This window comes from Stenotrophomonas sp. ZAC14D2_NAIMI4_7 (genome assembly GCF_003086675.1).
GTDB lineage: Bacteria > Pseudomonadota > Gammaproteobacteria > Xanthomonadales > Xanthomonadaceae > Stenotrophomonas.
The window spans coordinates 352374-378814 of sequence record NZ_CP025995.1; the positions used below are offsets into that span (position 1 = coordinate 352374).

The 26441-nt window shown below is 68.3% G+C and carries 24 protein-coding genes; 5 read left to right on the top strand and 19 right to left on the bottom strand.

Annotated features, from left to right (window positions below; genetic code table 11):
* Window positions 1-152 precede the first annotated feature (152 nt).
* The 5 genes from C1922_RS01565 to C1922_RS01585 form a co-directional block, all read right to left on the bottom strand.
* Complete coding sequence (locus tag C1922_RS01565) at window positions 153-2987, bottom strand: TonB-dependent receptor (RefSeq protein ID WP_108748175.1); 2835 nt, start codon at window positions 2985-2987, stop codon at window positions 153-155.
* Window positions 2988-3352: 365 nt separating this feature from the next.
* Window positions 3353-4669, bottom strand: a complete 1317-nt coding sequence (locus C1922_RS01570; protein WP_108748176.1) for an ABC transporter permease — start codon at window positions 4667-4669, stop codon at window positions 3353-3355.
* A gap of 12 nt (window positions 4670-4681) precedes the next feature.
* Complete coding sequence (locus tag C1922_RS01575) at window positions 4682-5839, bottom strand: ABC transporter permease (protein ID WP_108748177.1); 1158 nt, start codon at window positions 5837-5839, stop codon at window positions 4682-4684.
* A 14-nt stretch (window positions 5840-5853) separates the two neighbouring features.
* Window positions 5854-6543, bottom strand: coding sequence for an ABC transporter ATP-binding protein (locus C1922_RS01580; protein WP_004153799.1), 690 nt, complete (start codon window positions 6541-6543; stop codon window positions 5854-5856).
* A 104-nt stretch (window positions 6544-6647) separates the two neighbouring features.
* Complete coding sequence (locus tag C1922_RS01585) at window positions 6648-7895, bottom strand: efflux RND transporter periplasmic adaptor subunit (protein ID WP_108748178.1); 1248 nt, start codon at window positions 7893-7895, stop codon at window positions 6648-6650.
* A 203-nt stretch (window positions 7896-8098) separates the two neighbouring features.
* Between C1922_RS01585 and C1922_RS01590 the strand changes: the two genes are divergently transcribed.
* Genes C1922_RS01590 through C1922_RS01605 form a run of 4 tightly spaced genes read left to right on the top strand, consistent with a single transcriptional unit; the run spans window position 8099 to window position 11588 of the window.
* Window positions 8099-8995 (top strand): ABC transporter ATP-binding protein, encoded by an 897-nt coding sequence (locus C1922_RS01590; protein WP_108748179.1) that lies wholly within the window; start codon window positions 8099-8101, stop codon window positions 8993-8995.
* Window positions 8992-9768 (top strand): ABC transporter permease, encoded by a 777-nt coding sequence (locus C1922_RS01595; RefSeq protein WP_108748180.1) that lies wholly within the window; start codon window positions 8992-8994, stop codon window positions 9766-9768. Before C1922_RS01590 ends, C1922_RS01595 begins: the two co-directional genes overlap by 4 nt.
* A 6-nt stretch (window positions 9769-9774) precedes the next feature.
* Window positions 9775-10989 (top strand): sensor histidine kinase, encoded by a 1215-nt coding sequence (locus C1922_RS01600; RefSeq protein ID WP_108748181.1) that lies wholly within the window; start codon window positions 9775-9777, stop codon window positions 10987-10989.
* Window positions 10986-11588 (top strand): response regulator transcription factor, encoded by a 603-nt coding sequence (locus C1922_RS01605; protein ID WP_108748182.1) that lies wholly within the window; start codon window positions 10986-10988, stop codon window positions 11586-11588. The genes C1922_RS01600 and C1922_RS01605 overlap by 4 nt, the downstream gene beginning before the upstream one ends.
* Window positions 11589-11727: 139 nt before the next feature.
* Here the strand turns inward: C1922_RS01605 and C1922_RS01610 are convergent, their stop codons facing one another.
* From C1922_RS01610 to C1922_RS01650, 9 genes are all read right to left on the bottom strand, one after another.
* Window positions 11728-12264 carry a cytochrome b gene (locus C1922_RS01610; protein WP_108748183.1) on the bottom strand — a complete coding sequence of 179 codons (537 nt, stop codon included), beginning with the start codon at window positions 12262-12264 and terminating at the stop codon, window positions 11728-11730.
* Window positions 12261-13364: a catalase family peroxidase gene (locus C1922_RS01615; RefSeq protein ID WP_108748184.1), complete on the bottom strand. Its 1104-nt coding sequence runs from the start codon at window positions 13362-13364 to the stop codon at window positions 12261-12263. The genes C1922_RS01610 and C1922_RS01615 overlap by 4 nt, the downstream gene beginning before the upstream one ends.
* A gap of 138 nt (window positions 13365-13502) precedes the next feature.
* Complete coding sequence (locus C1922_RS01620; protein WP_108748185.1) at window positions 13503-14870, bottom strand: M17 family metallopeptidase; 1368 nt, start codon at window positions 14868-14870, stop codon at window positions 13503-13505.
* A 3-nt stretch (window positions 14871-14873) separates the two neighbouring features.
* Window positions 14874-15593, bottom strand: coding sequence for an HAD family hydrolase (locus C1922_RS01625; protein ID WP_108748186.1), 720 nt, complete (start codon window positions 15591-15593; stop codon window positions 14874-14876).
* A gap of 31 nt (window positions 15594-15624) precedes the next feature.
* Window positions 15625-16731, bottom strand: a complete 1107-nt coding sequence (locus C1922_RS01630; RefSeq protein ID WP_108748187.1) for an AI-2E family transporter — start codon at window positions 16729-16731, stop codon at window positions 15625-15627.
* Window positions 16732-16798: 67 nt separating this feature from the next.
* On the bottom strand, window positions 16799-17272 hold the full coding sequence (locus C1922_RS01635) for a protein sip-5 (protein ID WP_108748188.1): 474 nt from the start codon (window positions 17270-17272) through the stop codon (window positions 16799-16801).
* Window positions 17269-17739 (bottom strand): phage holin family protein, encoded by a 471-nt coding sequence (locus C1922_RS01640; protein ID WP_108748189.1) that lies wholly within the window; start codon window positions 17737-17739, stop codon window positions 17269-17271. The genes C1922_RS01635 and C1922_RS01640 overlap by 4 nt, the downstream gene beginning before the upstream one ends.
* 5 nt (window positions 17740-17744) lie before the next feature.
* Window positions 17745-18107: a hypothetical protein gene (locus C1922_RS01645; RefSeq protein WP_108748190.1), complete on the bottom strand. Its 363-nt coding sequence runs from the start codon at window positions 18105-18107 to the stop codon at window positions 17745-17747.
* Between the two features lie 100 nt (window positions 18108-18207).
* Entirely contained in the window at window positions 18208-19641 is a 1434-nt protein-coding gene (locus C1922_RS01650; RefSeq protein ID WP_108748191.1) for a Do family serine endopeptidase, read from the bottom strand.
* A gap of 458 nt (window positions 19642-20099) precedes the next feature.
* On the opposite strand from C1922_RS01650, the gene C1922_RS01655 reads away from it, so the two are divergent.
* Complete coding sequence (locus tag C1922_RS01655; protein ID WP_108748192.1) at window positions 20100-21005, top strand: histone; 906 nt, start codon at window positions 20100-20102, stop codon at window positions 21003-21005.
* 61 nt (window positions 21006-21066) lie between these two features.
* On the opposite strand, the gene C1922_RS01660 is transcribed toward C1922_RS01655, so the two are convergent.
* The 5 genes from C1922_RS01660 to C1922_RS01680 all read right to left on the bottom strand — a co-directional run bounded on the left by C1922_RS01660 (window position 21067) and on the right by C1922_RS01680 (window position 26337).
* The gene (locus C1922_RS01660) at window positions 21067-22257 is read right to left on the bottom strand and encodes an MFS transporter (RefSeq protein WP_108748193.1); all 1191 of its coding nucleotides are present in this window, start codon (window positions 22255-22257) and stop codon (window positions 21067-21069) included.
* Between the two features lie 60 nt (window positions 22258-22317).
* Window positions 22318-23154 carry an alpha/beta hydrolase gene (locus tag C1922_RS01665; RefSeq protein ID WP_108748194.1) on the bottom strand — a complete coding sequence of 279 codons (837 nt, stop codon included), beginning with the start codon at window positions 23152-23154 and terminating at the stop codon, window positions 22318-22320.
* A 66-nt stretch (window positions 23155-23220) separates the two neighbouring features.
* Window positions 23221-23628: a response regulator gene (locus C1922_RS01670; protein WP_108748195.1), complete on the bottom strand. Its 408-nt coding sequence runs from the start codon at window positions 23626-23628 to the stop codon at window positions 23221-23223.
* Window positions 23629-23753: 125 nt separating this feature from the next.
* On the bottom strand, window positions 23754-24389 hold the full coding sequence (locus C1922_RS01675; RefSeq protein ID WP_108748196.1) for a response regulator transcription factor: 636 nt from the start codon (window positions 24387-24389) through the stop codon (window positions 23754-23756).
* Window position 24390: 1 nt separating this feature from the next.
* Window positions 24391-26337: an ATP-binding protein gene (locus tag C1922_RS01680; protein ID WP_199912213.1), complete on the bottom strand. Its 1947-nt coding sequence runs from the start codon at window positions 26335-26337 to the stop codon at window positions 24391-24393.
* Window positions 26338-26441: the final 104 nt, after the last annotated feature.

The following is a 26441-nucleotide window of genomic DNA, read 5'->3' on the forward strand; positions in this document are numbered from 1 at the left end:
ACCCTGGGAAAGCGATGGGGTCAGAGCCCTTCGCCATGCGAAGGGATCCGACCCCAGAACTTCGGAAAAAAGAACGGCGCCCCGAGGGGCGCCGTTCTGCTTCCATCTCCGGCCAGGAGAGAGTTGGCCGGAACGGGAACGCGGGTGCAGGCTTAGAAGCGCTGCTGGTACTTCATGTACATGAAACGACCGATGTCGAAGCCGCCGTAGTAGACGAAGCTGCTGTTCGGCTGGCTGTACATGATCGGACCCTGGTGGTCGAACACGTTGTTCAGGCCCAGCGAAACGGTGCCGTCCCACGGCAGGGCGTAACGCACCTGCAGGTCGTGGAAGGTGTTCGAACCCACCTTGTTGGTCGGCGAGGCATCGGTGTAGGCCGAGCTGAAGCCCGGCATGTTGCACTCGTCCATGTAGGAGCACTTCTCCTTCATGCTGGAGTAGTAGCGCGCGGTCCAACCGATGCCCAGGTTGCCGTACTGCCAGTCCAGGTTGAAGGTCGAACGCACGCGGAAGTTGCCGCCCCAGCTGGTCAGCTGTTCCACCGGAGTGGTAGCGGCGTTGTCGTTACGCTGCTCCAGATAGTCGGTGTAGGTGGTGTTCCAAGTGACGGCGAACTTGCCGAACGCAGTTTCCGGCAGGCGGTAACGCGCGCTGATGTCGTAGCCGGCGGTTTCGCGGTAACCGGCATTGACCAGCGAACGGTCCAGCGCATTGACCTGGCCGTTGCTGCCGCGGGTGAAGCGGCCGCACGCAGCGTCCGAACCCTGCACGTAGCACTGTTCCAGGATGTTGGTGGCCGACTCGCCGACGATGGCGTTGTCGATGCGGATCTTCCACCAGTCCAGGCTCAGGTCCAGGCCCTGCACGAAGTCGGGGCTGTAGACCAGGCCGACGGTCCAGGTCTTGGCGGTTTCCGGCTTCAGGTTCGGGTTGGAACCCGAATTGAAATCGGTGGTGGCCTGCTGGCCCGGCTTGCTCGCCACGCTGCCATCGCTGTTGAGCTGGCGGAAGTTGGCCGGCACGTTCAGGGCCTTGCAGCGGGCCGCCACGGTGGCGCTGGTGGCGGCGGTGGCGGCGGTGCCGAAGGAGGTATCGCACGGATCGGTGAACGAATCGCGGCTGCTGACGGTGCCGCCGTACAGGTCGTCCACGGTCGGCGCACGGAAGCCGGTGCCGTAGGTGGCGCGCACCAGCAGGCTGTCGATCGGCTTCCACTTCAGGCCGAACTTGCTGTTGGTGGTGGAACCGAAGTTGTTGTAGTCCGAATAGCGACCGGCCACGTCCAGCGACAGTTCACGGGCGAAGGCCATGTCGGCCAGCAGCGGCACCTGCAGTTCCAGGTAGACCTCGTTGAGCGAATAGTCGCCCTGGGTCGGCTGGCCGCTGGTGCCGGCAATCTGGCCGTTCTGCACCATCAGGTCCGGGGTGTAGCGTGCTTCTTCGGTGCGGTGCTCAAAGCCCATGGCGGCCATGATGTCACCGGCCGGCAGCGAGAACAGCGAGCCGGAGATGTTGGCGCTGGCCACCTTGGTGGTGGTCTGGCTCTTGTCCACGAAGCGGGCGAACAGGTAGTCCTGCACGTCCTGGTTGCTCAGCGAGCCCGGGCCGGTGTAGCCCATCGGCGCGGCCGGGTTCCACGGCACGCAGCCGGCGATCACTGCATCGCGGGTGCCGCAGTAGGCAACGCCGTTTTCGATGAACGACGGGCCCACGGCCAGGTTCACGTTCGGCTGGTACATGCTGCCGGTGCCGACGCGCTCGCCTTCATTGCGGTTGTAGGTGTAGCTGACGTTCCAGTCCCAGTAACGCGAACCGGTTTCGAAGCTGCCTTCCAGGCCCAGGCTGCCGCGCTTGGTTTCCAGGGTGTTTTCGGTGCCGCGCAGCATCTCTTCGGTGCGGTGCGAGAACAGCACGTCCTGGCCCCACAGGTTGAACGCGCTGTCCTTGGACAAGGCCGCACGGGTGCCGTTGCGCGACTGCGCGGCGGTGACCGAGTACGGGTAGCCGGCCAGGTGCTTGGTCGATTCGCGCTTGCTGTACATCGCATCGGCAACCAGGCGCAGGTTGTCGGTGAACGAGAAGCCACCGTTGGCGAACACCGAAGTGCGCTCCAGGCCGGTCAGCAGGCTCATGTTGGTCTTGGTGTTGGCACCATCGGCCGGGTTCGGCGTGTGGAAGTTCGCCGCATCGGTCGGGTCACCGCCCGGGCCGACGGTCAGTGCCTTGCCACCGACGGTGACGCTGCCCCACGGCGTGGTGCCGTTCAGGCCGTCATTGGGGTGGCGCGGGCCGTTGACGTAGCGGCTGAACTCGCGCGCACCGCCCATCACTTCGTCTTCCTTGGTGCGCTCGGCACCCACGCTGAACCAGCCGCGGTCGAAGGTCTTGCCGAAGGTAGCGCTGTAGGAGCGCTTCTGGCCGTCGCCTTCACCGTACTGGCCGACGTAGACGCTGGCTTCGCCACCGTCGAAGTTCTTGCGGGTGATGATGTTGACCACACCGGCGATGGCGTCAGAGCCGTACAGCGCCGAAGCGCCGTCGGTCAGCACTTCCACGCGCTCGACGATGGCCGACGGAATGGAGGCGAGGTCCGAATAACCGCCGGCGCTGACGCCCATGCGGCGGCCGTCGATGAGCACCAGGCTGCGTTCCGGGCCCAGGTTGCGCAGGCTGACATACATGCCGCCGAAATCGCGCGAGGAGGTCAGCGAGGAGGCGCGGCTCATGCTCGGCGAACCGGCAGCGGTCACGTCCTGCAGGATGTCGGCAACATTGACGTAGCCCTTCTTCTCGATCTCTGCGCGGTTCAGCGCAACCACCGGCTGGGCGGTTTCGACACTGGCCTGGCGGATGCGCGAGCCGGTGATCTCGATGCGGTCGAGGTTGGTGGTGTTGTCGCCTGCATCCTGTGCAAAGGCGGGGGTGGTGCAGCTGGCGGCCAGCGCGAGGGTGATCGCGTTGCGCAGCGGGGTGGTCTTCAGGAACATCCGTGAAATCTCGTGTTTCAGAAAAAAACATGCGCCCGTTCTGTGGGCGCGGAGGGTGCTGCAAACCAACGTGGGGGGCGCGATTCTAGAGTGTTTTCATTCGTAACTGTTTGTCCCGGCGTGTCACATGCGCGCGAAGATGAATCGCAACCAACAATCCACAGGCTGGATGTGCGCAGCATCACGTGTGCGCTGTTTTGCGTGCGCAGAGGCATCGATAGCGGCCGGTGCTGGGTAATCTGTAATGCGCGTGGTGTGCGGTCGTTCATCCGCGCATGGCGTCTGCACGGTAGATCTGCGCCATAAAAAACGGGCGAAGCCTTCGCTTCGCCCGCTCACATCCATCGCTTCATGCACTGCGTTGATCAGGTTTCGCGCAACGCCGTGGTGATCGGCAACCGCGCCGCGCGCAGTGCCGGGAACAACCCGCCGACCAGGCCGATGCCCAGCGCCCACTTCAAGCCGGTCCACAGCAGTTCCGGCGACACATGGAACTTGAACACCACCGCGCTGAAGTTGCTGCCGATGGTGGACACGCTGTAGCCATTGAACACCAGCCACGCCACGGCGCAGCCCAGCAGGCCGCCCAGCAGCGCCAGCAACATGGTTTCCAGCATTACCGCGGTCACCACCGGCAGGCTGCGGAAGCCGATTGCGCGCATGGTGGCGATCTCGCGCGCACGCGTAGCCACTGCCGCATACATGGTGTTGAGCGCGCCGAACACCGCGCCCACCGCCATGATGGTGCCGATCACCTTGCCGAGGATGTCGATCAGCTTGGTCAGGCCACCGCCCTGCTTGCTGTAGTACGCGCGGGTGGTTTCCACATCCAGCTTCAGGCGCGGATCGGCGGCAACGGCGGCCTTGAACTGCTCGAAGCCGGGCTTGCCTTCGGTACGCACGCTGATCGACTGCCAGGCACTGCGCTGGTAGGTGGTGGCCAGCGTATCGGCGTCGGTCCACAGTTCCGAATCATGCGCATCGCCGGTAGCGAACACGCCCACCACGGTCCAGCTCTGGTTGCCCAGGGTGAGGGTCTTGCCCACTTCCATATCGCGGAACTGGCCCTGCGCACCCTGGCCGACCACGATCTCGCGCAGGCCGGCGCTGAACTTGCGGCCCTGCACGATCTTCACTTTGTCATGCACGGCCCAGGCCTGCGGGCCAACGCCGCGGAACTGCGCATTGACGTCTGTGCCGTCGGCGCGCGAAACCAGGTTCACCACCTGCGACAGTTCCGGCGACAGCAGCGGGCGGCCTTCGCCATCGCGCGCCACGCCGGGCAGGGTGGACAGGGTGGGCACCTGTTCGCGGGTGATGACCGAGTTGGTTTCCGCCTGCGAACCGCCGCGCAGCACGATGGCGGTGGTGTCATCGCCGGTATTGCTGAGCGTGGCCTGGAAGCCTTCGCCCATGGCCAGCATGGCCACCAGCACGCCGACCACGCCGGCAATGCCGACCACGATCACCGAGGACGCGCCCCAGCGTTGCGGCAGGCTGGCCACGCCGATGCGGGTGGCGGCCAGCGCCAGCCGTCCGCCGCGGGTCAGCAGCAGCCACAACGCCAACAGCACCGCCACGGCAAGTACGCCAAACCACGGCAGGCCGATCCACAGCACCAGGCCCACCGCCAGCAGCAGCACGGTGAAGGCGTTGCCGAACCACTTCTTGAGCTTGTTCATGGGGTGTCCTCCTCAGCGGCCGGCCAGTGCGTCGACGATCTTCAGGCGCTTGGCGCGCAACGCCGGCAACAGGCCGACGATGATGCCGATCACCACGATCAGGCCCAGCCCCACCAGCCAGGTGGGCGTGGGGACGTGGGGCGGCAGCATGCCCATGCTCTTCGGGCCGATGGCCGGCAGGATCAGCGCGGCCAGGCCCATGCCGATCAGGCCGCCCAGGCCGATCAGCAGCACCGATTCCACCATCACCAGCGCCAGCACGGTGCTGTCCTTGAAGCCCAGCGTCTTCAGCGTGGCCAGTTCCGGCACGCGTTCGCGCACGGCCTGGGCCATGGTGTTGCCGGTCAGCAGCAGCAGGGTGAAGAACACCGCTCCCATGATCGAGGTCACGATCATGCCGATGTCGGCAAACTGCTTGACGAAGGCCTGCTGGAACGCCGATTCGGTCTGGGTCTTGGTCTCGTGGTCGGAGTTGGCCGAGATCGCATCGATGGCCTGGGCCACGCGCGAGGCATGGTCCGGGTTGTCCAGGGTGACCGTGTACCAGCTCACCTGGTTCTTGATGTAATCGTTGGATTCGTCGAAGTACTTCCAGTTCATCATCAACTGGCGTTCTTCGTTGCCGGCCTGTGCGCGGTCCTTGGAACGGTAGATGCCCTTCAGTTCCAGTGGCCAGTCGTTGCTGCCGCCGCGCGGGAAGATGGTGGCCTGCAGCGGAATGGTGTCACCGATCTTCCAGCCGAACTGATTGGCCAGCGTTTCGCCGACGATGGCGCCGGTGCGGGTCTGCTTCCAGTCTTCCAGCTGCGCCGGGTCGATCTGCAGTTCGCGGTACACATCGAAGTAGTTGGGCGACACCGAGAAGTTGGGGAAGAAGTTCTTCGGGTCCTGGTAGATGCCGCCGAACCACATGCCATAGGCCACGTCGCGCACGCCGGCCACCTGCCGCACCTGGGTTTCCAGGCGGATCGGCAGCGACTGGGTGATGGACAGGCGCGAGGCGACGATCAGGCGGTTGGCACCTTCCACGCTGCCGCCGGAATTGAAGGCCACGCGCACCGAATCGAGCATGCCGAACAACAGGAACGCGGCCACCACCGACAGCAGGGTCAGCAGGGTGCGGGTACGGCTGCGGAACAGCTGCGCCCACACCAGGGAGAAGTATTTCATCGCCGCAGCCTCCGTCAGTGGGCCAGCGGGGCGTCGGCCAGCTCGCCCTTGTCCAGGTGCACCGTGTGGGTGGCGTACTCGGCCGCCTTCGGGTCATGGGTGACCATGATGATGGTCTTGCCGTGTTCGCGGTTGAGCTGCTGCAGCAGGCCCAGGATCTCCTCGGCCGACTGCCGGTCCAGGTCGCCGGTGGGTTCGTCGCAGATCAGGAAGGTGGGGTCGGAAACGATGGCGCGGGCGATCGCCACGCGCTGCTGCTGGCCACCGGACAGTTCGTTGGGGCGATGGCTGCGGCGGTCGGCGAGGCCGACCAGGGTCAGCGCGATTTCGGCGTTGCGCTTGCGCTGGGCCGCGCTGAGGTGGGTCAGCAGCAGCGGCAGTTCTACGTTCTTCTGCGCGGTCAGCATCGGCATCAGGTTGTAGAACTGGAATACGAAGCCGACGTGGTGGCTGCGCCAGGTGGACAGCTGGCCGCCGCTCATCTGGTCGATGCGCTCGCCCTCGATGCTGATCTCGCCGCCGCTGGGGTTGTCCAGCCCGCCGATCAGGTTCAGCAGGGTGGTCTTGCCCGAACCGGACGGGCCCATCAGGGCGACGAAGTCACCGCGGGCGATGTCCAGGTCGATGCCGTGCAGCACCTGCACCTTTTCCGGGCCACGTTGGTAGGTCTTGGTGATGTTGCGCAGTGAAACCAGGGTCGACATCGGGAATTCTCCACAGAGGCGGGAAACAGGAATGCGCGCCGGCTGCAGGCCGGAGGGCAGGCGTCGAGCGGTGTTGCCGGCGGCGCCACGCAGGCGCCAGGCCGTTACTGCGCTTGTTTCTGCTGCACCTTGCTGCCGTCGTGCAGGGTGTCGGGCGGGCTCAGCACTACCGCTTCACCGGCGCTCACGCCCTTCAGCAGCTGGCGGTCCTTGCCCATGGCCTGGCCGGTCTGCACGCTGCGCTGCTGCACGCGATTGTCATCGCCCAGCACGAACGCCACCGACGCGCCGTCGCGCTGCACCACGGCGTTGTCCGGCACGCGCACGCCCTGCGCCGTGCTGGCCGCGGCCTGCGGCTGCGCCTGTTCCAGGAAGCTGACCCGCACGCCCATCTCCGGCACGATGCGCGGGTCCTTCACCTTCAGCGCCACCCGTACCTTCACCGTGGCCTTGCCGCGGTCGGCGGTGGGAATGATGGCGATCACCTCGCCCGGAATCTTCCATTCCGGGTAGGCATTGAGCGTGGCTTCCACCGGCATCTTCGGCTGCACGCGGCCGATGAAGGCCTCGCCCACTTCCACTTCGATTTCCAGCGAATCCATGTCCACGATGGTGCCGATGCCGGTGCGGGTGAAGCCGCCGCCCGCGGACAGCGGCGAGACGATTTCGCCCGGCTGCGCCGCCTTGGCGGTCACCACGCCGGAAAACGGGGCGCGCACGATGTTGTTGTCCACGCCCAGATCGGCAATGGCCAACTGGTCGCTGGCGACCTTGACGTTGCGTTGGGCCGTTTCCAGCTGCGCGCGCAGGCTGTCACGCTGGGCCACGGCCTGGTCGTACTGCGAACGCGAGACCAGCTGCTGGCCCACCAGCGCCTGCAGGCGGCTGGCTTCGGCGGCGGCCTGGCGCTGCTGCGCCTGCAGGCCGGCCACCTGTGCTCGTGCGGCCTGCACCTGCGATGCGGAGAGGCTGCGCTGCGCATCGGCATCGATCGGGTCCAGGGTGGCCATGATCTGCCCGGCCTCCACCCGCATGCCTTCCTCGATCATGACTTCGCGCACCTTGCCGGTGATCTTGGCCGACACCGTGGCCATGCGCCGGGCCACCACGTAGCCGCTGGCATCGAGCACCGAACTGCTGGCATTGCCCTGCTGGATGGCCACGGCCGGGGCGGTACTTACTTCCACCGCCGGTTCGCGGCCGAACAGCAGGAAGGCCGCGCCCCCCAGCAGCAGCACCAGCAGCGCCAGCACGATCCACAGCCAGCGGCGCGAACCGCCGCTACCGCGCGGGGGCGGCGGCGCGCCGCGGTCGATACGGAGTTCTTTCAACAATTCGGCAGAAGCGTTCATTGCGTTCCATCACAGGCGTTCGGGCGGGTGTGACCGGAAGCGCGGGCAGCGGCGGTTCCGGCGGTGGAGCGTGCGGCACAGCATGACGGCAGGCACGGCGGCAGGGGCAGTGACAGCTGTCATTGGAAGTTCCTGACGGCGGCAACTGCCGGATGTGACCACGGCAGCACAGGATGGCAACGTCCCCGCTACCGGCACTGCACATGGATCCGATTCCCCCGTCGCTGGCCCGCCTGCAGCAGGTGCAGGTGCACTACGGCAACCACACCGCGCTGCACGGCATCGACCTGCAGGTGCGCGCTGGCCAGGTGCTGGCGCTGCTGGGCCGCAACGGTGCCGGCAAGAGTACCGCGATCAGCGTGTTGTTGGGCCTGCGCCGCGCCGACGCCGGCCAGGTGGAACTGCTGGGCGGTGATCCGCAGCAGCGCGCCAGCCGCCTTGGCCTGGGGCTGATGCTGCAGAGCACCAACCTGCCGCCGATGCTGCGCGTGGACGAACTGGTGCAGCAGGCCCGTGCCTGCTATCCCGACCCATGGCCGTTGCCCGAAGTGCTGCAGCGCGCCGGCCTGCAGGACGTGGCACAGCGCCGCTATGGCCAGTTGTCCGGCGGCCAGCAGCGCCGCGTGCAGTTCGCCATTGCCATCTGCGGCCGGCCGCGCGTGCTGTTCCTGGATGAACCCACCACCGGCCTGGACATTCAGGCCCGGCAGGGGATGTGGCAGGCGGTGCGGCAGTTGGTGGCGGAAGGCTGCGGCGTGCTGCTTACGACACACTATCTGGAAGAGGCCGAGGCGCTGGCGCAGCGCGTGGTGGTGCTGGAAGGCGGCCGCGTGCTGGCCGACGCACCCTTGGCCGAGCTGCGCCTGGCCGACCGGCCGCGCCGCATCCGCTGCCGCAGCGCGCTGGCTGTCGAGGACGTGCAGGACTGGACGGGCGTGCAGCAGGTACAGCGCGACGGCGCGCATCTGCAGCTGCTGGCCAGCCCGGCCGAGCCGGTGGTGGCGCGCCTGCTGGCCGCCGATGCACAGCTGCGGGAGCTGGAAGTGCAGGGCGCCGCCCTGGCCGATGCATTCCTTGATCTGACCCGGGAGGCTGCATGAACACCCTCGTTCACCGTGAATCCAGCAGCGCAGACCGCTGCCGTGCCGCGCTGCGCCCCTACGCCGCCGAACTGCTGGCCGAGCTGCGCCGCGCCTGGCGAACGCCGGCCTTCGTGCTGCCGTCGCTGTTGTTCCCGGTGCTGTTCTACCTGCTGTTTGGCGTGCTGCTGGGGCGCGGCCACGCGCCGCTGTACCTGCTGGCCACTTACTGCGTGTTTGGTGCCATGGCGCCCGCCCTGTTCGGCTTCGGCGTGCAGCTGGCGCTGGACCGCGAAGGCGGCCTGCTGACCCTCAAGCGCGCGCTGCCGCTGCCCCCGGCGGCGCCGTTGCTGGCGCGGCTGGCGATGGCGGTGCTGTTTGCCACGTTGATTGCCGCGCTGCTGGTTGCCGTGGCGCATGCCTTCGGTGGCGTGCGCTTGCAGCCGCTGCAGATCCTGCAGCTGCTGGCCGTGGCGGCGCTGGCCGCGGTGCCGTTGGGTGCCATCGGTCTGCTGATCGGCAGCCACGTGGGCGCCAGTGCGGCGCCAGCGGTGGTGAACCTGGTGTACCTGCCGCTGGCGCTGCTGTCCGGCCTGTGGCTGCCGTTGGCGGCCCTGCCGAAGGTGTTTTCCACGGTGGCGCCGCTGTGGCCGACCTGGCATCTGGCGCAGCTGGCGCTGCCGGTCGTGGGGCAGCCCGCCACCGGCAGCACCCTGGGCCATCTGCTGGCGCTGCTGGCAGTGGCCGCCGCCGCCCTGCTGCTGGCGCGCCGCCGCCTGCGTCGGATCGGCTGAACTGGCATGATCGACAGCGATCATCCCCGTCTGGATTCCCCCGTGCCATCGAACTGGCTTGCGTCGCTGCTGCGCCCTGCGCCGGATTCATCGGTGGCCGATCTGCTGCGGCGTGGCAAGTCGCCGTGGAGCGGCGCCATCCATCTGCTGTGGTCGGTCTGGATCTTCCTGACCCCGGTGCTGGGCAATGGCTTCACCCTGCGCTGGCTGTTCATCACCCTGGCCAGCTATCCGCTGTTCCTGCTGCTGTACGCTCGGGTGATGCTGGCGCCGCGCCACCACGCCTGGCGCTACGCGCTGGCCATGATCGCCATGGCGCTGGTGCTGCTGCCCTGGTATCCGTCGGGCCTGAGCTACTTCGTGTTTGGCTGCGTACTGCTGCGCATGAGCGGGCGCGGCGGCTGGTGGGTGTACCTGCTGCAGCTGACCGGCCTGAACCTGCTGTTCGGCGCGGTGGCGCTGTACTTCGGCTACCCCTGGCAGGCGCTGGTGTGGATGCCGGCCGTCTCTTTCATCGTGGGCCTGGTGGTGAACGTGGAATCGCTCAGCCACCAGCGCGACGTGGCCTTGCAGCTTTCCCAGGACGAAGTACGGCGGCTGGCCACCACCGCCGAGCGCGAGCGCATCGGCCGCGACCTGCACGACCTGCTGGGCCATACCCTTTCGCTGATCACGCTGAAACTGGAACTGGCGCGCAAGCTGTACGACCGCCAGGACGAACGTGCGCGGCAGGAAATCGGCGAGGCCGAGGCGATTGCCCGCGAAGCGCTGGCGCAGGTACGCAGCGCGGTGACCGGCATCCGCGCCAGTGACCTGGCCGGTGAGCTGGCCTCGGCACGCCTGTTGCTGGAATGCCAGCAGGTGCATCTGCAGTACAGCGTGCCGCCGCCGATGCCGGTGGAGGTGGAACGCGGCCTGGCGCTGGTGCTGCGCGAAGCGGCCACCAATATCGTGCGCCATGCGCAGGCCACGCAGGCGCAGGTGGACTTCATGCTGGAAGGACGACAACTGGTGATGCAGATACGCGATGACGGCCGCGGCGGCGTGCAGGCCGAAGGCAATGGCTTGTGCGGCATGCGCGAACGGGTGGCCGCGCTGACCGGTGCGCTGGCCGTGCAGTCGCCGCGTGGCGAGGGCACCGTGCTGACCGTGCGCGTGCCGCTGGCGGCGGCCACGGTGGCGGTGGCCCCGGCTTCCCTGCCGCAGGAGGGCGCCGCATGATCCGCATCCTGCTGGCCGAAGACCAGGCCATGGTGCGTGGCGCCTTGTCGGCACTGCTGGGCCTGGAACCGGATATCGAGGTGCTGGGCAGTGCCGCCGATGGGGAAACCGCGTGGCGGATGCTGCAGCAGTTGCAGCCAGACATCCTGGTGACCGACATCGAGATGCCGGGCCTGACCGGCCTGGAGCTGGCCCAGCGCATCGCGCGGCAGGAGCTGCCGATCAAGGTGGTGATCGTGACCACCTTCGCCCGTGCCGGTTTCCTGCGCCGCGCGCTGGAGGCGGGCGTGCTGGGCTACCTGTTGAAGGACGCGCCGGCGGAGAACCTGGCCGAGGCCCTGCGCAAGGTGCAGCAGGGCGTTCGTGCGATCGACCCGCAACTGGCGCTGGATGCCTGGTCGCAGGCCGACCCGCTGACCGACCGCGAGCGCCGCGTGCTGCGCCTGGCCGGCGAAGGCCGCAGCGCCAGCGAGATTGCCGAACAGCTGGGCCTGTCGCACGGCACGGTGCGCAACTACCTGTCCGAATGCATCGGCAAGCTGGGCGTGGCCAACCGCATCGAAGCGTATCGGCTGGCGCGGCAGAAGGGCTGGCTGTAGGCAGCGGTAGCGCCGGGCCATGGCCGGCGGCCGATTTCTGCGGGGGCGCGCGCGCTTTCTGTAGAGCCGAGCCATGCTCGGCTGCTGTTCGTGTGCAGGCGCGGAAACGATCCGCCGGGCATGGCCCTGCGCTACCCCTTCAGTCCTTGCCGCGGGCCATGGCCTGGAACACGCCGTCGCGGCGCACCCACAGGTGGAACAGCGCTGCGCCCACATGCATCAGCACCGTGGCGAACAGCACGTAGGCCAGCAGGCTGTGCGCATTGCGCAGGGCCGCATACAGCGCCGGGCTGTGCGGCACCAGGGCCGGCAGGTGCACGCCGCCCCACAGGGTGATCGGATAGCCACCGGCCGACAGCATCGCCCAGCCGATCAGCGGCATCGCCAGCATCAGCGCATACAGCATCCAGTGCGACGCCGTGGCCGCCAGCACCTGCCAGGCCGGCAGATCGGCCGGCAGCGGGGGCGGACGGTGGCGCAGACGGTTGTACAGGCGCAGCAGCACCAACACGAAGATCGCCACGCCCAGCGGCCGGTGCAGGTCGATCAGCAGCGGCCGCAGGTGCAACGAAGCGACCATGGTCACGCCGATGAACAGCATGGCCACGATCATCACCGCCATGGTCCAGTGCAGCACCCGCGCCAGCAGGTTGAAGTGGCCGTTGCCGGTGTTCATCGTGCGGCCTCCTTCGGTTGTTCGACGTTGCCGGCGGCGCGTTCGCGTTCGCGCCGGTTGAAGGACTGCGAGTACACCGCCGAGCGGGCGGCCAGGATCGGATCATCGCTGCCACGCACGCCGCTGGGCAGGATCAGCGGATCGAAGTTGATCTGTCCGCAGGCGCCTTCTTCCTGCGATTGCATGCGGTCCAGGCTGAGCACGCCGGCCACTACCTGTTCGCGGGATTCGGGCCACGGCACCGACGGGTCGTCGATGGCATCGCCGGCGGCGGCGGTGCTGACCACCAGGTTCCAGCGCACCGGGCCGCTGGCCAAGCGCTGGCGCAGTTCCTGGCTGAGGAAATCGACGCTGGCCTGCTTGCGCGCCTCGGCATCCATGACCACCACCGGCGCCTGCGGCTGCCAGCGCCAGCGCACCGCGCGCTTCTGGCCCTGGGCGTTGGTGAACCAGAAGCTGTTCACGCTGTTGTAGGTGGTGTCGGCCCAGCTGCTGGTCCACGGCGCGGTCTTGGCCCACTGCTGGAACGCCTGTGCGCTGGGGTACTTCGCCAGCACGGCGGCCATCTTCGCCGGGTCGGGCTTGCCGGTGGCCGGGTCGGGAATGCCGGCGCGGGTCTGTTCGAAGAAGGCCTCGGCGGTGGGTACGGCGAAGAACGGGAAGCTGTTCATCGCCATCCGCCATTCCTGGCCGTCATCGCTCACCATCTGCACGGCCAGGCTGCGCACGCGCGCGGTGTTGTCGGCGCCATAGGGATCGCCACCGCCGATCGACAGGCGGCCCATCACCGGCACGCGTGGCTGCGAGAACACCCGGGCGCTGGACAGGGTGCGGGCCTGTGCGCTGGGTTCGAACCAGCCGCTTACGCAGATGCCCTTGCTGTGTGCCCGGCGGAAACCGGGATGGGCCGGGCCGGTGGCTTCGATGGTGTCGGTGAAGCGCTGCGCGGTGAGGCGGTCGCCGATCCAGCCGGCCAGCCACGCGAAGAGGAGCGCAACGCCGCCCAGTATCAGCGCGATCAGGGCGATCCAGGGCAGCGGCGTGTGCGGGCGGGGCGGGCGCGGCCCCTGGCCGGCGCGGGTGAAACGGAACAAGGGCATGGTCGGGTTCCTGCCTTCACTGGACGTGTGGGTGGTCGACCCGCACATCCTCGCAGAACCCTTCCAGGCCCGGTATTCAATTTTTCGTCAGATTTGCCGACCGGTTCCGGTAGCGCCGGGCCATGCCCGGCGGCATCTTCAGGCGTAACGCGCCTTCAGCATCGCCCAAGCCGAACGCAGCGCCAGCGCTTCGCCACCGGCCGGGCGACCCGGGCGTTCGCCGTCGTTCCAGGCGTACACATCCAGGTGCGCCCAGCGCTGGCCCTCGGCCAGGAAGCGTTCCAGGTACAGCGCGGCGGTGACCGAACCGGCCATGCGCGAACCGGCGTTGGCCAGGTCGGCCACGCCACTGGACAGATAGCGCAGGTACGGGCGCCACAGCGGCATGCGCCACACCGGGTCACGGGTGGCATCGCCGGCCTGCAGCCACTGCTGGGCCACGTTGTCGTCGTTGCTGAACAGCGCCGGCAGATCCGGGCCCAGCGCAATGCGCGCCGCACCGGTCAGGGTGGCGAAATCCAGTACCAGGTCCGGCTGCTGTTCGCTGGCGAAGGTGAGTGCATCGCACAGGATCACCCGGCCTTCGGCGTCGGTGTTGTCGATTTCCACGCTCAGGCCCTTGCGGGTGGCGATGACTTCGCCGGGGCGGAACGCATCGGGGCCGATCGCGTTTTCCACGGCCGGCACCAGCAGGGTCAGCCGCACCGGCAGCTGCTGCGCCATCACCAGACCGGCCAGAGCCAGGGCGTGGGCGGCGCCGCCCATGTCCTTCTTCATGTTGCGCATGCCATCGGCGGGCTTGATGTCCAGGCCGCCGGTGTCGAAGCACACGCCCTTGCCGACTACCACCAGCGCCGTGTCGCTTTCCTTGCCCCAGCGCAGCACCACCAGGCGCGGTGCACGGTGCGAGGCACGGCCAACGGCATGGATGGCCGGGAAGTTCTGCTGCAGCAGCGCATCGCCGGTGATCGCTTCGACCTGCGCACCGTGGGCGTCGGCCAACGCGCGCGCTGCATCTTCCAGCTGCTGCGGGCCCATGTCCTCGGTGGGGGTGTTCACCCAGTCGCGCACGCGCAGGCTGGCGGCGATCAGGTCGGCCACTTCACCCTGCGGCGCGGCCACCAGCTGTGCCGGTGCGCGGTTGCGCTTGCGGTAGCGGTCGAAGCGGTAGCTGCCCAGGCCCCAGCCCAGTTGCAGCAGGGCCTGTTCGTCGGCGCTCAGTTCGCTGGCCAGCTGCCACACGCTGCCTTCGGGCAGGGCGTGCGGAGCATGCGCATAGCTGTAGGCATCGGCACGGTCGCCCACGCCGATCACCGCACCGGCCAGGCCGTCGCTGCCCGGCAGCAGGGCCACGCTGTGCGCGGCGGCGTTGAAGCCCTGTGCGCCCAGCCAGGCCTGGGTGGCCGCCGGCTGGGTCGCCTTCCACGCCTCGAACTGGCTGCGGTCGAGCACGTACAGCGGCAGGGCGGTGGCGGTGGCAGGGGTGAAACCAGTGATCTCGCTCATGCGTCAGCTACTCCGGGGTGCGGCGGCGTCGAGGTTGGCATCCAGCCAATCGGCCAGGCCGGTAAGGGTGTCGAACTGCAGGTCGGGCTGCAGCTGCGGATGATTCCAGGTGGCCGCTTCGCGGTTGATCCAGCAACCGCGCAGGCCCGCGGCGATCGCGCCGGCCACGTCCATTTCAATGTGGTCGCCCACGTGCAGTACCTGCGCCGGGGCCACGCCCAGGCGTTCGCAGGCGGCATGGAAGATGCTCGGTTCCGGCTTGGCGGCGCCGTGTTCGCGGGCCCCCAGCTGGAAGGCGAAGTGATGGGCCAGGCCGATGCGCTGCAGATCGGCGTTGCCGTTGCTGAGTGCGGCCACCGGCACGCGTGCGGCAATGCGGGCCAGCGCATCCAGCGCGTCCGGATAGCACTCCACCTGGTTGCGCGCGGCGTAGAACGCCTCGTAGGCCGGCTCCAGCAGGTCCAGGCTGGCACCACTGTTCTGCAGCGCCTCCTGCAGGGTCAGCCGGCGCAGGGCGCTCAGGTCGAAATGCAGCTGTGGGTTGTCGCGGAACGAGCGCTCGCGCAGTTCGCGCATGGCCGCCACCGGATACATCGCGGCGGTGGCGGGGCTGTGTTCACGCATCCAGTCGTACAGGACCTGGTCGATGCGGGCGCCGATGGGAGCAAACGGCCACAGCGTGTCGTCGAGGTCGAGGGTGATGGCAAGGACAGGGAATTTCACCCCGCCATTCTACGCCCGCGCGGCCGGGCTTTCATTCCAGCAGCCGCGCCCAGCCGTGCATGCCCTCCAGCCGTGCCAGCACCAGCTTGATGCAGACCAGCAGCGGCACCGCCAGCAGCAGGCCGATCATGCCCCAGGCCCAACCGAACACCATCAGCGCGAGGATCAGCACCAGCGGCGACAGTTTCATGCGTCGGCCCAGCACGATGGGGGTCACCAGCTGACCTTCCAGGGTATGCAGGGCAAGGTAGGCCGCGGCCGGCAGCAGTGCCTGCAGCGGATCGCGGAATTCGACAAAGCCCATCAGCAGCATCAGCGCCACGCCGATCAGCGGGCCCACGTAGGGCGCGAAATTCAGCAGCGCCGCCACCGTGCCCCACAGCAACGCTTCCTGCAGGCCAATGCCCAGCAGCATCAGCACGCCGGCGAACAGCAGGCCGACCAGGGTGTTGATGACGGTGATGGTCAGCACGTAGCGCGATACCTCGCGCTCGATCGAACGCAGGATGTCGCTGGTGAAGCGTTGCTGCTGGCGGTTGGGGAACAAGGCGATGGCTGCGCGCTGCAGGCTCTGCCCGTAGATCATGAAGAACAGGGTGAGCAGCACCACCGCCAGTACCGAAGCGGCCAGGCGCGGCGCGCGGGTCAGCATGCGGTAGGGATCGTCCAGCTGGGTGCGGATGACCTGTACGCGGCGGCTGCTCTCGCCGCCGGCCACGCGGGCGAAGTTTTCCGCGGCCTGGTTGGCCTGCTGCACCGGCTTGGTCAGGTCCTGCACCTGGCGGGCTACCTTGCGCAGCTGCTGCGGTGCTTCCTGCGCCCAGTCCATGGCCGGGCCTACCAGCTGCACCGCCAGCGCGGTGGTCACCCCCAGCCCGGCGCCCAGGATCAACAGCGCGCCCAGTGCGCGCGGAATCCACAGTTTCTGCAGCAGCCGCAGGATCGGGTTGCCCACCAGGGCGAAAAACATGGCCAGCAGGATGGGCAGGAAGATGTCCTGCGCCGCCCACAGCGTGTACGCCACGGCCAGGGTGGCCAGAATCACCAGCGACATCGGGCCGCGCGGGCGCGACGGTGGCGGCAGCGGCGCATCGGGCGCGGGCGCGGGCGAAGAGGGGGACAACAGGGGCTCGCTCATCGGCGCACCGACCGGGAAGGGAAGCGCATTATCGTCCCGCCGCGATCAACGCGGCGGGTTCACGGTGTCAACGTTCAGAGACGTCGGTAGCGGCCTCGGCCGGCTGCGGCACGCGCAGCTCCTCGGCCGCACGCGGCGCTGCCGGGGCAGGGGCGGCCGCAGGCGCCGGCCGTGGCGTGGCCTGCCCGGCTGCCGTATCCGCCGCGGCGTCGGCAGCGGCATCTGCGGTATCGGCGGCCTCGTCGGCGGTATCGGCGGCATGGGCCGCCATCGCCGCGGCGAACGCCGCCTGGCCACTGGCCATCAGGTTGGACACCGAGCCGATCATCTGCAGCCAGCGCGCGCCATTCACCTTGCCCGGCACTTCCAGCTTGCCGGCCACGAAGCCGCCGGCCAGGCCGACCACCACGATGCGCAACGGCGACCAGCCGCGGCGCCAGACCTGGCTGAGCACGCCCCAGTTGTCCTGGGTTTCGGCCATGCGCACGGCCACCACCTGTTCGCAGCGCTTCACCCGCCGCTGCAGTGCGCCGAATTTCATGGCTTGCCCTCCGGAATCTGCACATCGGCGTCCGGGTCTTCCTCGCTGGGCTCATCGAACAGGCCCAGGCGTGACAGCTGACGCCGGGTGGCATGCATGCCGGTGTGGTGGAAGAAGTAGGACACCCGCCAGATCGCGTAGCCGGTAACAGCCAGGCTGAGCAGGGAGGTGATCAGCAGTGCCTGCAGCCAGCTCAGGCCCCAGCTCTGCAGCAGGGCGATGAGGGTGGCCGCCATCAGCAGCCAGGCCGAGGCACCGAACACGATGCCGACCCCGGCCCACGCCAGCGCACGGCCAAACGCACTGCGGGCCAGGGCGAAGTCGGCCGAGGCCAGGCGCCGCAGCGAACGCAGCGAGTGCTTGGCCGAATCGGCGGCGGCTTTGCCGGCCGCGCCGACCTGGCGGATGCTCTCGTCCAGCGGCGGGGTCGCCGCCGGATCGGGAGCCTGCGTGGTGTCTTCGCTCACGCGGCTTACTTGTTGTTGCTGCTGGCCAGCTTGGCGATCAGCCAGCCGGCGGCGAAGGCAACGCCGAACGAGGCCAGCGGACGTTCACGGATCAGCTCGGCGGCGCTGTCCACCAGATCCTTGCCCTTGTCCATCAGTGCATCGACCTGTTCCTTGGCGGCGGCACCGCCGAACTCGGCAGCGGCCAGGCCGGACAGCGCGCTGTCGGACAGTTCGGCCTTCACGTTGGCCTTGCCGATGCGCAGTTCGTCACCGGCGGCGCCGGTTGCACCCTTGATCGCACCGCCGGCAGCGCTGGCGGCCTGCTTCAGGTGGGAACCGGCTTCACCCAGGTGTTCCTTCAGGTTCTCGGTATTGGTGGGGCTCATCGAATCACTCCTGTTGCGATGGGGGGACGAACGGATGTTCGGCCGATGGGACGGGTAGCAATAGCATCGGCCGGGTATAGGGGGTGTTACGGCGGGGCGATCAGCGCATCACCAACTGGCCCTGCTGCTGGCCATTGTTGCGCAGGATGCGCAGCACCAGGGTGGGCGGGCGCTGCTGGAAATTGGCGCGCCAGCTGGCCAGGTCGGCGAATTCACCCACCGTGGCCTCGGCGATGATGTCGCCCTGCTGCAGGCCGTTGCTGGCCGCGCGGCTGCCGCGCTTGACCTCGCTGACCAGCACACCGCCCACGCCGGACTGGCGCAGCGATTCGGGCAGATCGACGAAGGTCGCCCCGCCCAGGCGCGGGTCCAGGCTGTCGCCGGTCACCGCACGTGCCTGCTCTTTCAGCGTGGCCTTGATCTGCAGCGGCTTGCCCTCGCGGCGCACGTCCAGGGTCAGCACGCTGCCCACCGCGGCCAGGCCTTCCACGTTGTGCAGTGCTTCTGCACTGTCCACCCGCTGGCCATTGGCCGACACCACCACGTCGCCTGGCTTCAGCCCGGCGCTGGCACCGGCCGAACCGGCCAGCACGCGGGTGACCAGCGCGCCGCGCGTTTCGCCAAGCCCCAGGCCCTGGGCGATCTGCGCACTCAGGTTCTGGCTCTCGATGCCCAGCGTGCCGCGCACCACCACGCCATGCTTCACCAGCTGGTCCACCACGCTGCGGGCCAGGTTGGATGGAATGGCCAGGCCCAGGCCGATGTTGCCGGCCATGCTGCCCTGCGGGTTGTAGCTGGCGGTGTTGATGCCCACCAGCTGGCCCTGCAGGTTGACCAGCGCGCCACCGGAATTGCCGGGGTTGATGGACGCATCGGTCTGGATGAAGTTCTGGTAGCCCAGCCCGCGGATGCCGCTGCGGCCGACCGCCGAGACGATGCCCGAGGTGACCGTCTGGCTGAAACCGAACGGGTTGCCGATGGCCACCACGAAGTCACCCACCCGCAGCTGGTTGCTGTCGGCCAGCTTGATGTCGGTCAGGTTCTGCGCCGGAATGCGGATCAGCGCGATATCGGTGTCGCGGTCCGAGCCGAGGAACTCGGCCTTTACCGTGCGTCCGTCGGCCAGGGTGACCTGCACGTCGTCGGCGTTGTCGATCACGTGGTGGTTGGTCAGCACCAGCCCCTCGCTGGCATCGATGATCACGCCCGAGCCCAGCGATTCGTTGATGCGTTCCTGCGGAATATCCGGGAACAGGCGGCGGAAGAACGGGTCGTTGAAGAAGGGGTTGCGTACGCGCACCACCTGTTTGGTGTTGACGCTGACCACCGCAGGCATGGCCTTTTCCAGCATCGGCGCCAGCGAGGGCACCGCCTGCCCGGCCACCGATGCCGGCAGCGCCGCGGTGGTGGGCAGTGCGGCCGGCAACGGTGCTGCATCGGCACGGTTGTCCAGGTGCGCGTTGAGGCCGGTGGCAACGAAGCCGCCGAAGGCTGCGGCAATGGCGAGCGTGAGCAGGGTGGGTAGCGGTCGCATGGCAGTCAAATTGTTGGCGTGGGTGGGGGGCCGTAGGCCTATACGGTAGAACAAGCTGAATGAGTGTGTCGCGATCCGGATAAATGGCCCATGAAAAAACCAGGGCGCCGGCGGCGTGTACGCGACCCGCGCCGGTACGCATGCAGGCAACAGGCGACACATGGACACAGCGCGATACTTGCGCAGTTCCGCGCATATGGGCAGCACGATGCCGCTTGTCCGCAACCGTCGCAACGCGTGGCCGGCGCACGTTCCAGCGCATGCAGCTGCGTGCACGCAATGTTCGCGCACCGCTGAAAAAAAGGGGTTTGCCGGATCCTGCACGGCGCATCGGCCCGGTTCGCCTACCTTAGTACCGTCGCACAGGATGCGATTGCGAAAGCGTGACCCGTTCCACGATGGCGATTGTCGGTATAGCATCGCCCCGTTTTGACAATCCAGGCCCCCAGGAGGGCAACATGAGCAACGGTAATGGTGTGTCGGTCGTGACCGACGCCGTCGAGAACGTGAAAGAAACCGCCACCAACGTCGGCGAGACCATCGCCCACGCCGCCGAAGACGCCGTGAAGTCGGTCAAGAAGACCGTCAAGCGCGCCACCAAGGCTGCCGGTACCCGCGTTGCCAAGGCCAAGAAGGCCGTGGCCAAGGTCGAAAAGACCGTTGCCAAGAAGGCCGAGAAGGCTGCCAAGTCGGTTGGCAAGACCGTTGCCAAGGCGAAGAAGAAGCTGGAAACCGCCAAGAAGAATGCCAAGGCCGAAGCCGCTGCCCTGAAGAAGGAAGTGGCCAAGAAGAAGGCGGCTGCCGGCAAGGCCGTGACCAAGAAGGCCGCCGCTGCCAAGAAGACCACCAAGGCTGCCACCAAGGCTGCCGGCAAGAAGGTCGCCACCGTGAAGAAGGCCGCCACCAAGAAGGCTGCCGTGGCCAAGAAGACCGTCGCCAAGAAGACCGCCGCTGCCAAGAAGGTTGTCGGCAAGAAGGTCGCGACCGCCAAGAAGGCTGTGGCCAAGAAGACCGTCGCCGCCAAGAAGGTCGCCGGCAAGAAGGCCGTGGCTGCGAAGAAGGTTGTCGGCAAGAAGGTTGCGGCCGGCAAGAAGGTCGCCACCAAGAAGACCGCGGTGGCCAGGAAGGCTGTCGGCAAGAAGGTTGCCGCCACCAAGAAGGTCGCCACCAAGAAGACTGCGGCCGCCAAGAAGGTTGTCGGCAAGAAGGTCGCCGCCACCCGCAAGACCGTGGCCAAGAAGGCTGCACCGCTGAAGAAGGTCGCGGCCAAGAAGGTCGCTGCCAAGAAGGCACCGGCGAAGAAGGTTGTCGCCAAGAAGGCGCCGGCCAAGAAGGCCGTGCGCAAGGCTGCCAAGCGCAAGTAATCCGCGCTGGCGCCATCAACCCTTCCGCCCTGATCCGGGCGGAAGGGTTTTTTTTTGCCTGTCAGTGGCGTGCCAGCTGCACCGTCGGCCGCCACTGCAGCACCGCCAACGCGGCCAGCGGCAAGGCACCGCCGAACACCGCCACGCCGGTCCAGCCGAAGTGATGCCAGGCCAGCGCGCCGGCCCACGAGCCGAACGCCCCGCCCAGGAACATGCCCGTCATGAAGACCGTGTTGAGCCGGCTCTTGAACTCCGGGTGCAGGCCGTACACCTGGTGCTGGTGGCTGACCAGCGCCACCTGCACGCCGAAGTCGAGCACCACCACGCCCAGCACCAGGCCGGGCAGGCCCGGCCACAGGCCCAGCAGCAGCCACGATGCCAGCGTGGCCAGCACACCCAGCCGCACCACCGGTGCCGGTCCACGGCGGTCGGCCAAGCGCCCGGCCATCGGTGCGATCGCCACGCCCACCACGCCGATGATGCCGAACAGCCCGGCCGTGGCAGCACCCAGTTGCAGCGGCGGCGCGGCCAGGTGCAGCGACAGCGTGGTCCAGAACACCGAGAACGAGGCGAACAGCAGCGCCTGCGCCCAGGTGGCCCGGCGCAGCAGCGGATGGTCGCGCCACAGTGTGCGCAACGATCCCAGCAGTGCACCGTAACCGGGCGGGTGGCCCGGCGGTGCATGCCGTGGCAGCGAACGCGCCATCAGCAGCGCTGCGCCCAGCGCCAGCGGCACGCCCAGCCAGAACATGGCGCGCCAACTGCTGGCGCTCGATACCAGCCCGGCCAGCGTACGGCTGAGCAGGATGCCGGCCAGCAGGCCGCTCATCACCGTGCCGATGGCCGCACCGCGGCGCTCCGGCGCCACCAGCAGCGCAGTGAACGGCACGATCTGCTGGGCGACGGTGGCGGCCGCCCCCAGCAGGATCGCGCCGATCGCCAAGGTGGCCAGCCCCGGCGCCAGCGCCGACACCACCAGGGCCACCGCCACCGCCAGGAACTGCAGCACGATCAGCCGCCGCCGTTCGTGGCGGTCGCCCAGCGGCAGCAGCAGGAGCAGGCCGGCGGCGTAGCCGAGCTGGGTGAGCGCAGGTATCCAGCTGCTTACCCGCACATCGCCCAGGTCATGGGCCATGGCCGCCAGCATCGGCTGGTTGTAGTAGATGTTGGCCACGCCCAGGCCGGCGGCCACGGCCATGGCGAACAACGGTGCGGCGCGCGTGGCGCCGACCGCAGTGGGGGAGGAAGACATGACACGGCTCCTGGCGGAAAAACGCGCGGGCGTGCTGCAGTGCCCGCGCGCGGGCAGACCTCAGCCTTGCACGAAGGCCAGCAGGTCCGGATTGATTACATCGGCGTGGGTGGTCAGCATGCCGTGCGGATACCCCGGGTAGACCTTCAGCGTGCCGTTGGCCAGCAGCTTGATCGACTCACGTGCGGCCGCATCGATCGGCACGATCTGGTCGTCGTCACCATGCAGGACCAGGGTCGGCACGGTGATCGCCTTCAGATCTTCGGTGAAGTCGGTTTCGGAGAAGGCCTTGATGCCTTCGTAATGAGCCTTGGCACTGCCGGCCATGCCCTGCCGCCACCAGTTCTGGATGGCGCCGGGAACGACCTGTGCGCCATCGCGGTTGAAGCCGTAGAACGGGCCGCCGGGCAGGTCCAGGAAGAACTGCGAGCGGTTGGCCGCCAGTGCTGCACGCAGGCCGTCGAACACATCGATCGGCAGGCCCTTGGGGTAGGCCGCGGTGCGCAGCATGATCGGCGGCACCGCGCTGACCAGCACGGCCTTGGCCACGCGGCCCTGCGGCTGGCCGTAGCGGGCCACGTAACGCGCCACCTCGCCACCGCCGGTGGAATGGCCGATATGCACTGCGTTGCGCAGGTCCAGGTGCTGCATGACCACCGCGGCATCGGCGGCGTAGTGGTCCACGTCGTGGCCTTCGCTCACCTGCGCCGAACGGCCGTGGCCGCGGCGGTCATGGGCGATCACGCGGAAACCCTTGGCCAGGAAGAACAGCATCTGCGTGTCCCAGTCATCGCTGGACAGCGGCCAGCCATGGTGGAAGACGATCGGCTGGGCCTCCTTCGGGCCCCAGTCCTTGTAGAAGATCTCGACGCCATCGGGGGTGGTGACAGTGCTCATCCGGGTAACTCCTCAGGGGTGGGTGGGAACGAGGTCCACGCTACGCCTGGGGTGCTCGGCGCAACATCACACGCTCGGTTCGCCGGGGCATACCTTGGTGTGATCGCCTTCGCCGAACAGCCGCTGCAGGCAGTCGGCCAGGGCAGCGGCGTCCACCGGCTTGCGCAGGAACGCCGCCGCGCCGGAGGCACGCACGCGCTGTTCCACGGCCGCGGTGGGGAAGGCGGTCAGGAAGATCATCGGCGGTACGGCGCCACGTGCGTGCAGGCGCGCCTGCAGTTGTTCACCATCGAGCACGGGCATCTGCACATCGCTGATGATGCAGGCCGGCACGGGCAGCGTGCTGTCATCCAGCAGCGCCTGGCCGTGGGCGTAGGCACGCACGGCATAGCCCAGCGCGCGCATCAGGCTGGACAGCGACGCGCGGACGCCGGCATCGTCGTCCACGATCGCGATGAGGGGGGGCGGAAACATGTGGGACTCCTTCATGCCACCCCGGACGCAACGGGTCCGGACTTGGCTGGTGTCCTTTATGCCGCAGCCGCGCGGCCGCCACCATCATACGCAGGTGTGGGTAGCGGCCCGGGCGCGGGCTGTGCTCAGTGGCCGATGCCCAGGGCTTCGGCCTGGCGCACCAGCTCGGCCAGCGAGCGCACGCCCATCTTGCGCATCACGTTGCCGCGGTGGATCTTCACCGTGATCTCGCTCAACTGCAGTTCGGCGGCCACCTGCTTGTTCATCAGGCCCGACACCACCAGGGCCATCACCTCGCGCTCGCGGCTGGTCAGGGTGGCGTAGTGCGCGCGCACGCCATCCAGCGCGCCATCGCTCTGGCGGCGCTGGCGGTCGCGTTCGATGGCCGCGGTCACCGCATCCAGCATGTCCTGGTCGCGGAAGGGCTTGGCCAGGAAATCCACCGCGCCGGCTTTCATCGCTTTCACCGTCATCGGAATGTCGCCATGTCCGGTCATGAACACCACCGGCAGGGCCACGCCCTGGGCGGCCAGCTGGGCCTGCACATCCAGACCGCTCACGCCCTGCAGGCGCACGTCTAGCACGATGCAGCCGGGCACATCGGGCAGCGGCTGCGCGCCCAGTTCGCCAGGGGCCGCGTACAGCCGCGTCTGCAGCCCGACCGAGCGCAGCAGGCTGTCCAGCGAGGTGCGCACGGACGGATCGTCATCCACGATCACCACCAACGGTGGCGCAGCGGGTGGGGGCGCGGAACGATGCATGTCAGGCGGTCTCCGGTGCAGTGGCCAGCAGCAGGGTAAAGCAGGTGCCGGTGCCGGGCGTGCTGCGTACCTGCAGCTGGCCGCCGTGGGCTTCCACGGTGGTGCGGCAGATCGGCAGGCCCATGCCCATGCCCTGCGGCTTGGTGGTGAAGAAGGGCTCGAACAGGCGCGCCACGTGTTCGGCGGCGATGCCCGGGCCGGTGTCGCTCACGTCGATGCGCACGTGGCCGTCGATCGCCTGCAGTTCGATGTGCAGGGTGCGCACGCCGGGCTGGCCGCTCATGGCCTGGCAGGCATTCAGCAGCAGGTTCACCAGCACCTGCTGCAGCTGGATGCGCTGGCCCGGCACGTCCGGCAGCGCGGCCACCTGGTCGACCTGTACCTGCACCTGCTCGCGCTGCAGCTCATGCTGCAGCAGGCGCAGGGCATCGTCCACCAGCACGGCCGGGGCCAGCACTTCGTGCGCGGGTGGTGTCTTGCCCAGGAAGTCGCGCACGTTCTTCACGATGCCGCTGGCACGGCGCCCTTCGGCAATGGTGCGCTCGATCGCCAGTTCCACTTCGTGCAGTTCCGGCTGCGGTCGGCGCAGCCAGCGCAGCCCAGCCTCGCCATTGGTCACCACTGCCATCAGCGGCTGGTTCACTTCGTGCGCCAGCGACGCGGTCAGTTCACCCAGGGTGGCCACGCGGCTGGCATGGGCCAGTTCGGCCTGCGCGGCCAACGCGCGGGCCTCGGCCTGCTTGCGCTCGTGGATGTCGACCACGAACACCAGCACCGTGCCATCGCCTTCGCGGCGGTCGGGGAAAGTGATGGTGAACAGCACCGGCACCGTGCTGCCGTCGGCGCGCACGATGGATGTCTCGCCTTCGCAGTGCGGCGCGCCGGCAACGAAGGCAGCCAGCGATGCGGCGAAGGTACGGTCGTCGTCGGCCAACACCGCATCGACCGTCGCCGGTGGTGCGCCTTCGCCGATCAGGCGGCGGAAGGCCGGGTTCAGGCCCACCAGGCGCGCCCGTTGCCGGAAGCGGGTGAGCGCCTGTGGGGATGCCTGCAGATAGGCCTGCAGCTGCGCGCGGTCGCCCACCCCATGCCGCGACAGTTCGGCCTGCACCTCGCTCCAATCCTGTTCCACCACGCCGATGCGGCTGCCGTCGAACATGCGCCGGTAGCGCTGTTCGCTGCGCACCAGCGCGGCGTGTGCTGCCTGCCGTTCGCTCACATCGGTATGCGTTTCCAGCACCCGCAGCGGCCGCCCCTGGCGATCGCGCTGCAGCACCCAGCGGCTTTCCAGCCACAGCGTGCGGCCGGCGCGGGTGCGCTGCGCCAGCAGGCCTTCCCAGCGGTCGTGCTGCAGCAGGTCCGCTTCAATCTGCGAGCGCGGCGCCGGGTAGCGGGTCTGCAGCAGGCGGTCGGCCGGCTGGCCGGCGGCTTCCTCGCGGCTCCAGCCGTAGACCTGCTCGGCGGTCAGGTTCCAGAAGCCGATCACCCCGGCCGGGTCGCGCACGAAGATCATGTCGTGCGACAGGTCCAGCAGCACGGCCTGGTCGGCCAGGGTGCGCATGGAACGCTGGTTCTGCAGGGCCAGCACGGCCGCGATCGCGATCGCCACCAGACTGACCAGTGCGCGCACGGTCTGCGGCCCCACGTGGTCGATGCCGTGCGTATCCAGATAGGCGCACAGGGTCAGTCCGGCGCCAGCCACCGCCACGGCAATGATGTCGCCGCGGCGGCCGGTACGCGCCACCAGCAGCACCGGCAGCACGTACAGCACCGCCACCGCGCCTTCCAGCGTGGACAGCGTATCGAACAGGGCGATGGCCAGCACCACCACGCAGGCCACCGCACGCAGTGCCATCGCGGGAATGATCCGGTGCGGGAACACCACGTCGCCGCCGCCGCTGGGGTGCGGTGCCGGGGTCCAGGGGGATGGGGTGCGCGGCGTTGGCATCGGGCCTCCTGTGCCAGGGTGGGGCGCCGCCTGTCGGCCACGCCGAAAGACCGCTGCTACGGTCCCTTGCCCGCCCATGCTGGGCAAGGAACCGGCGCGGCGTC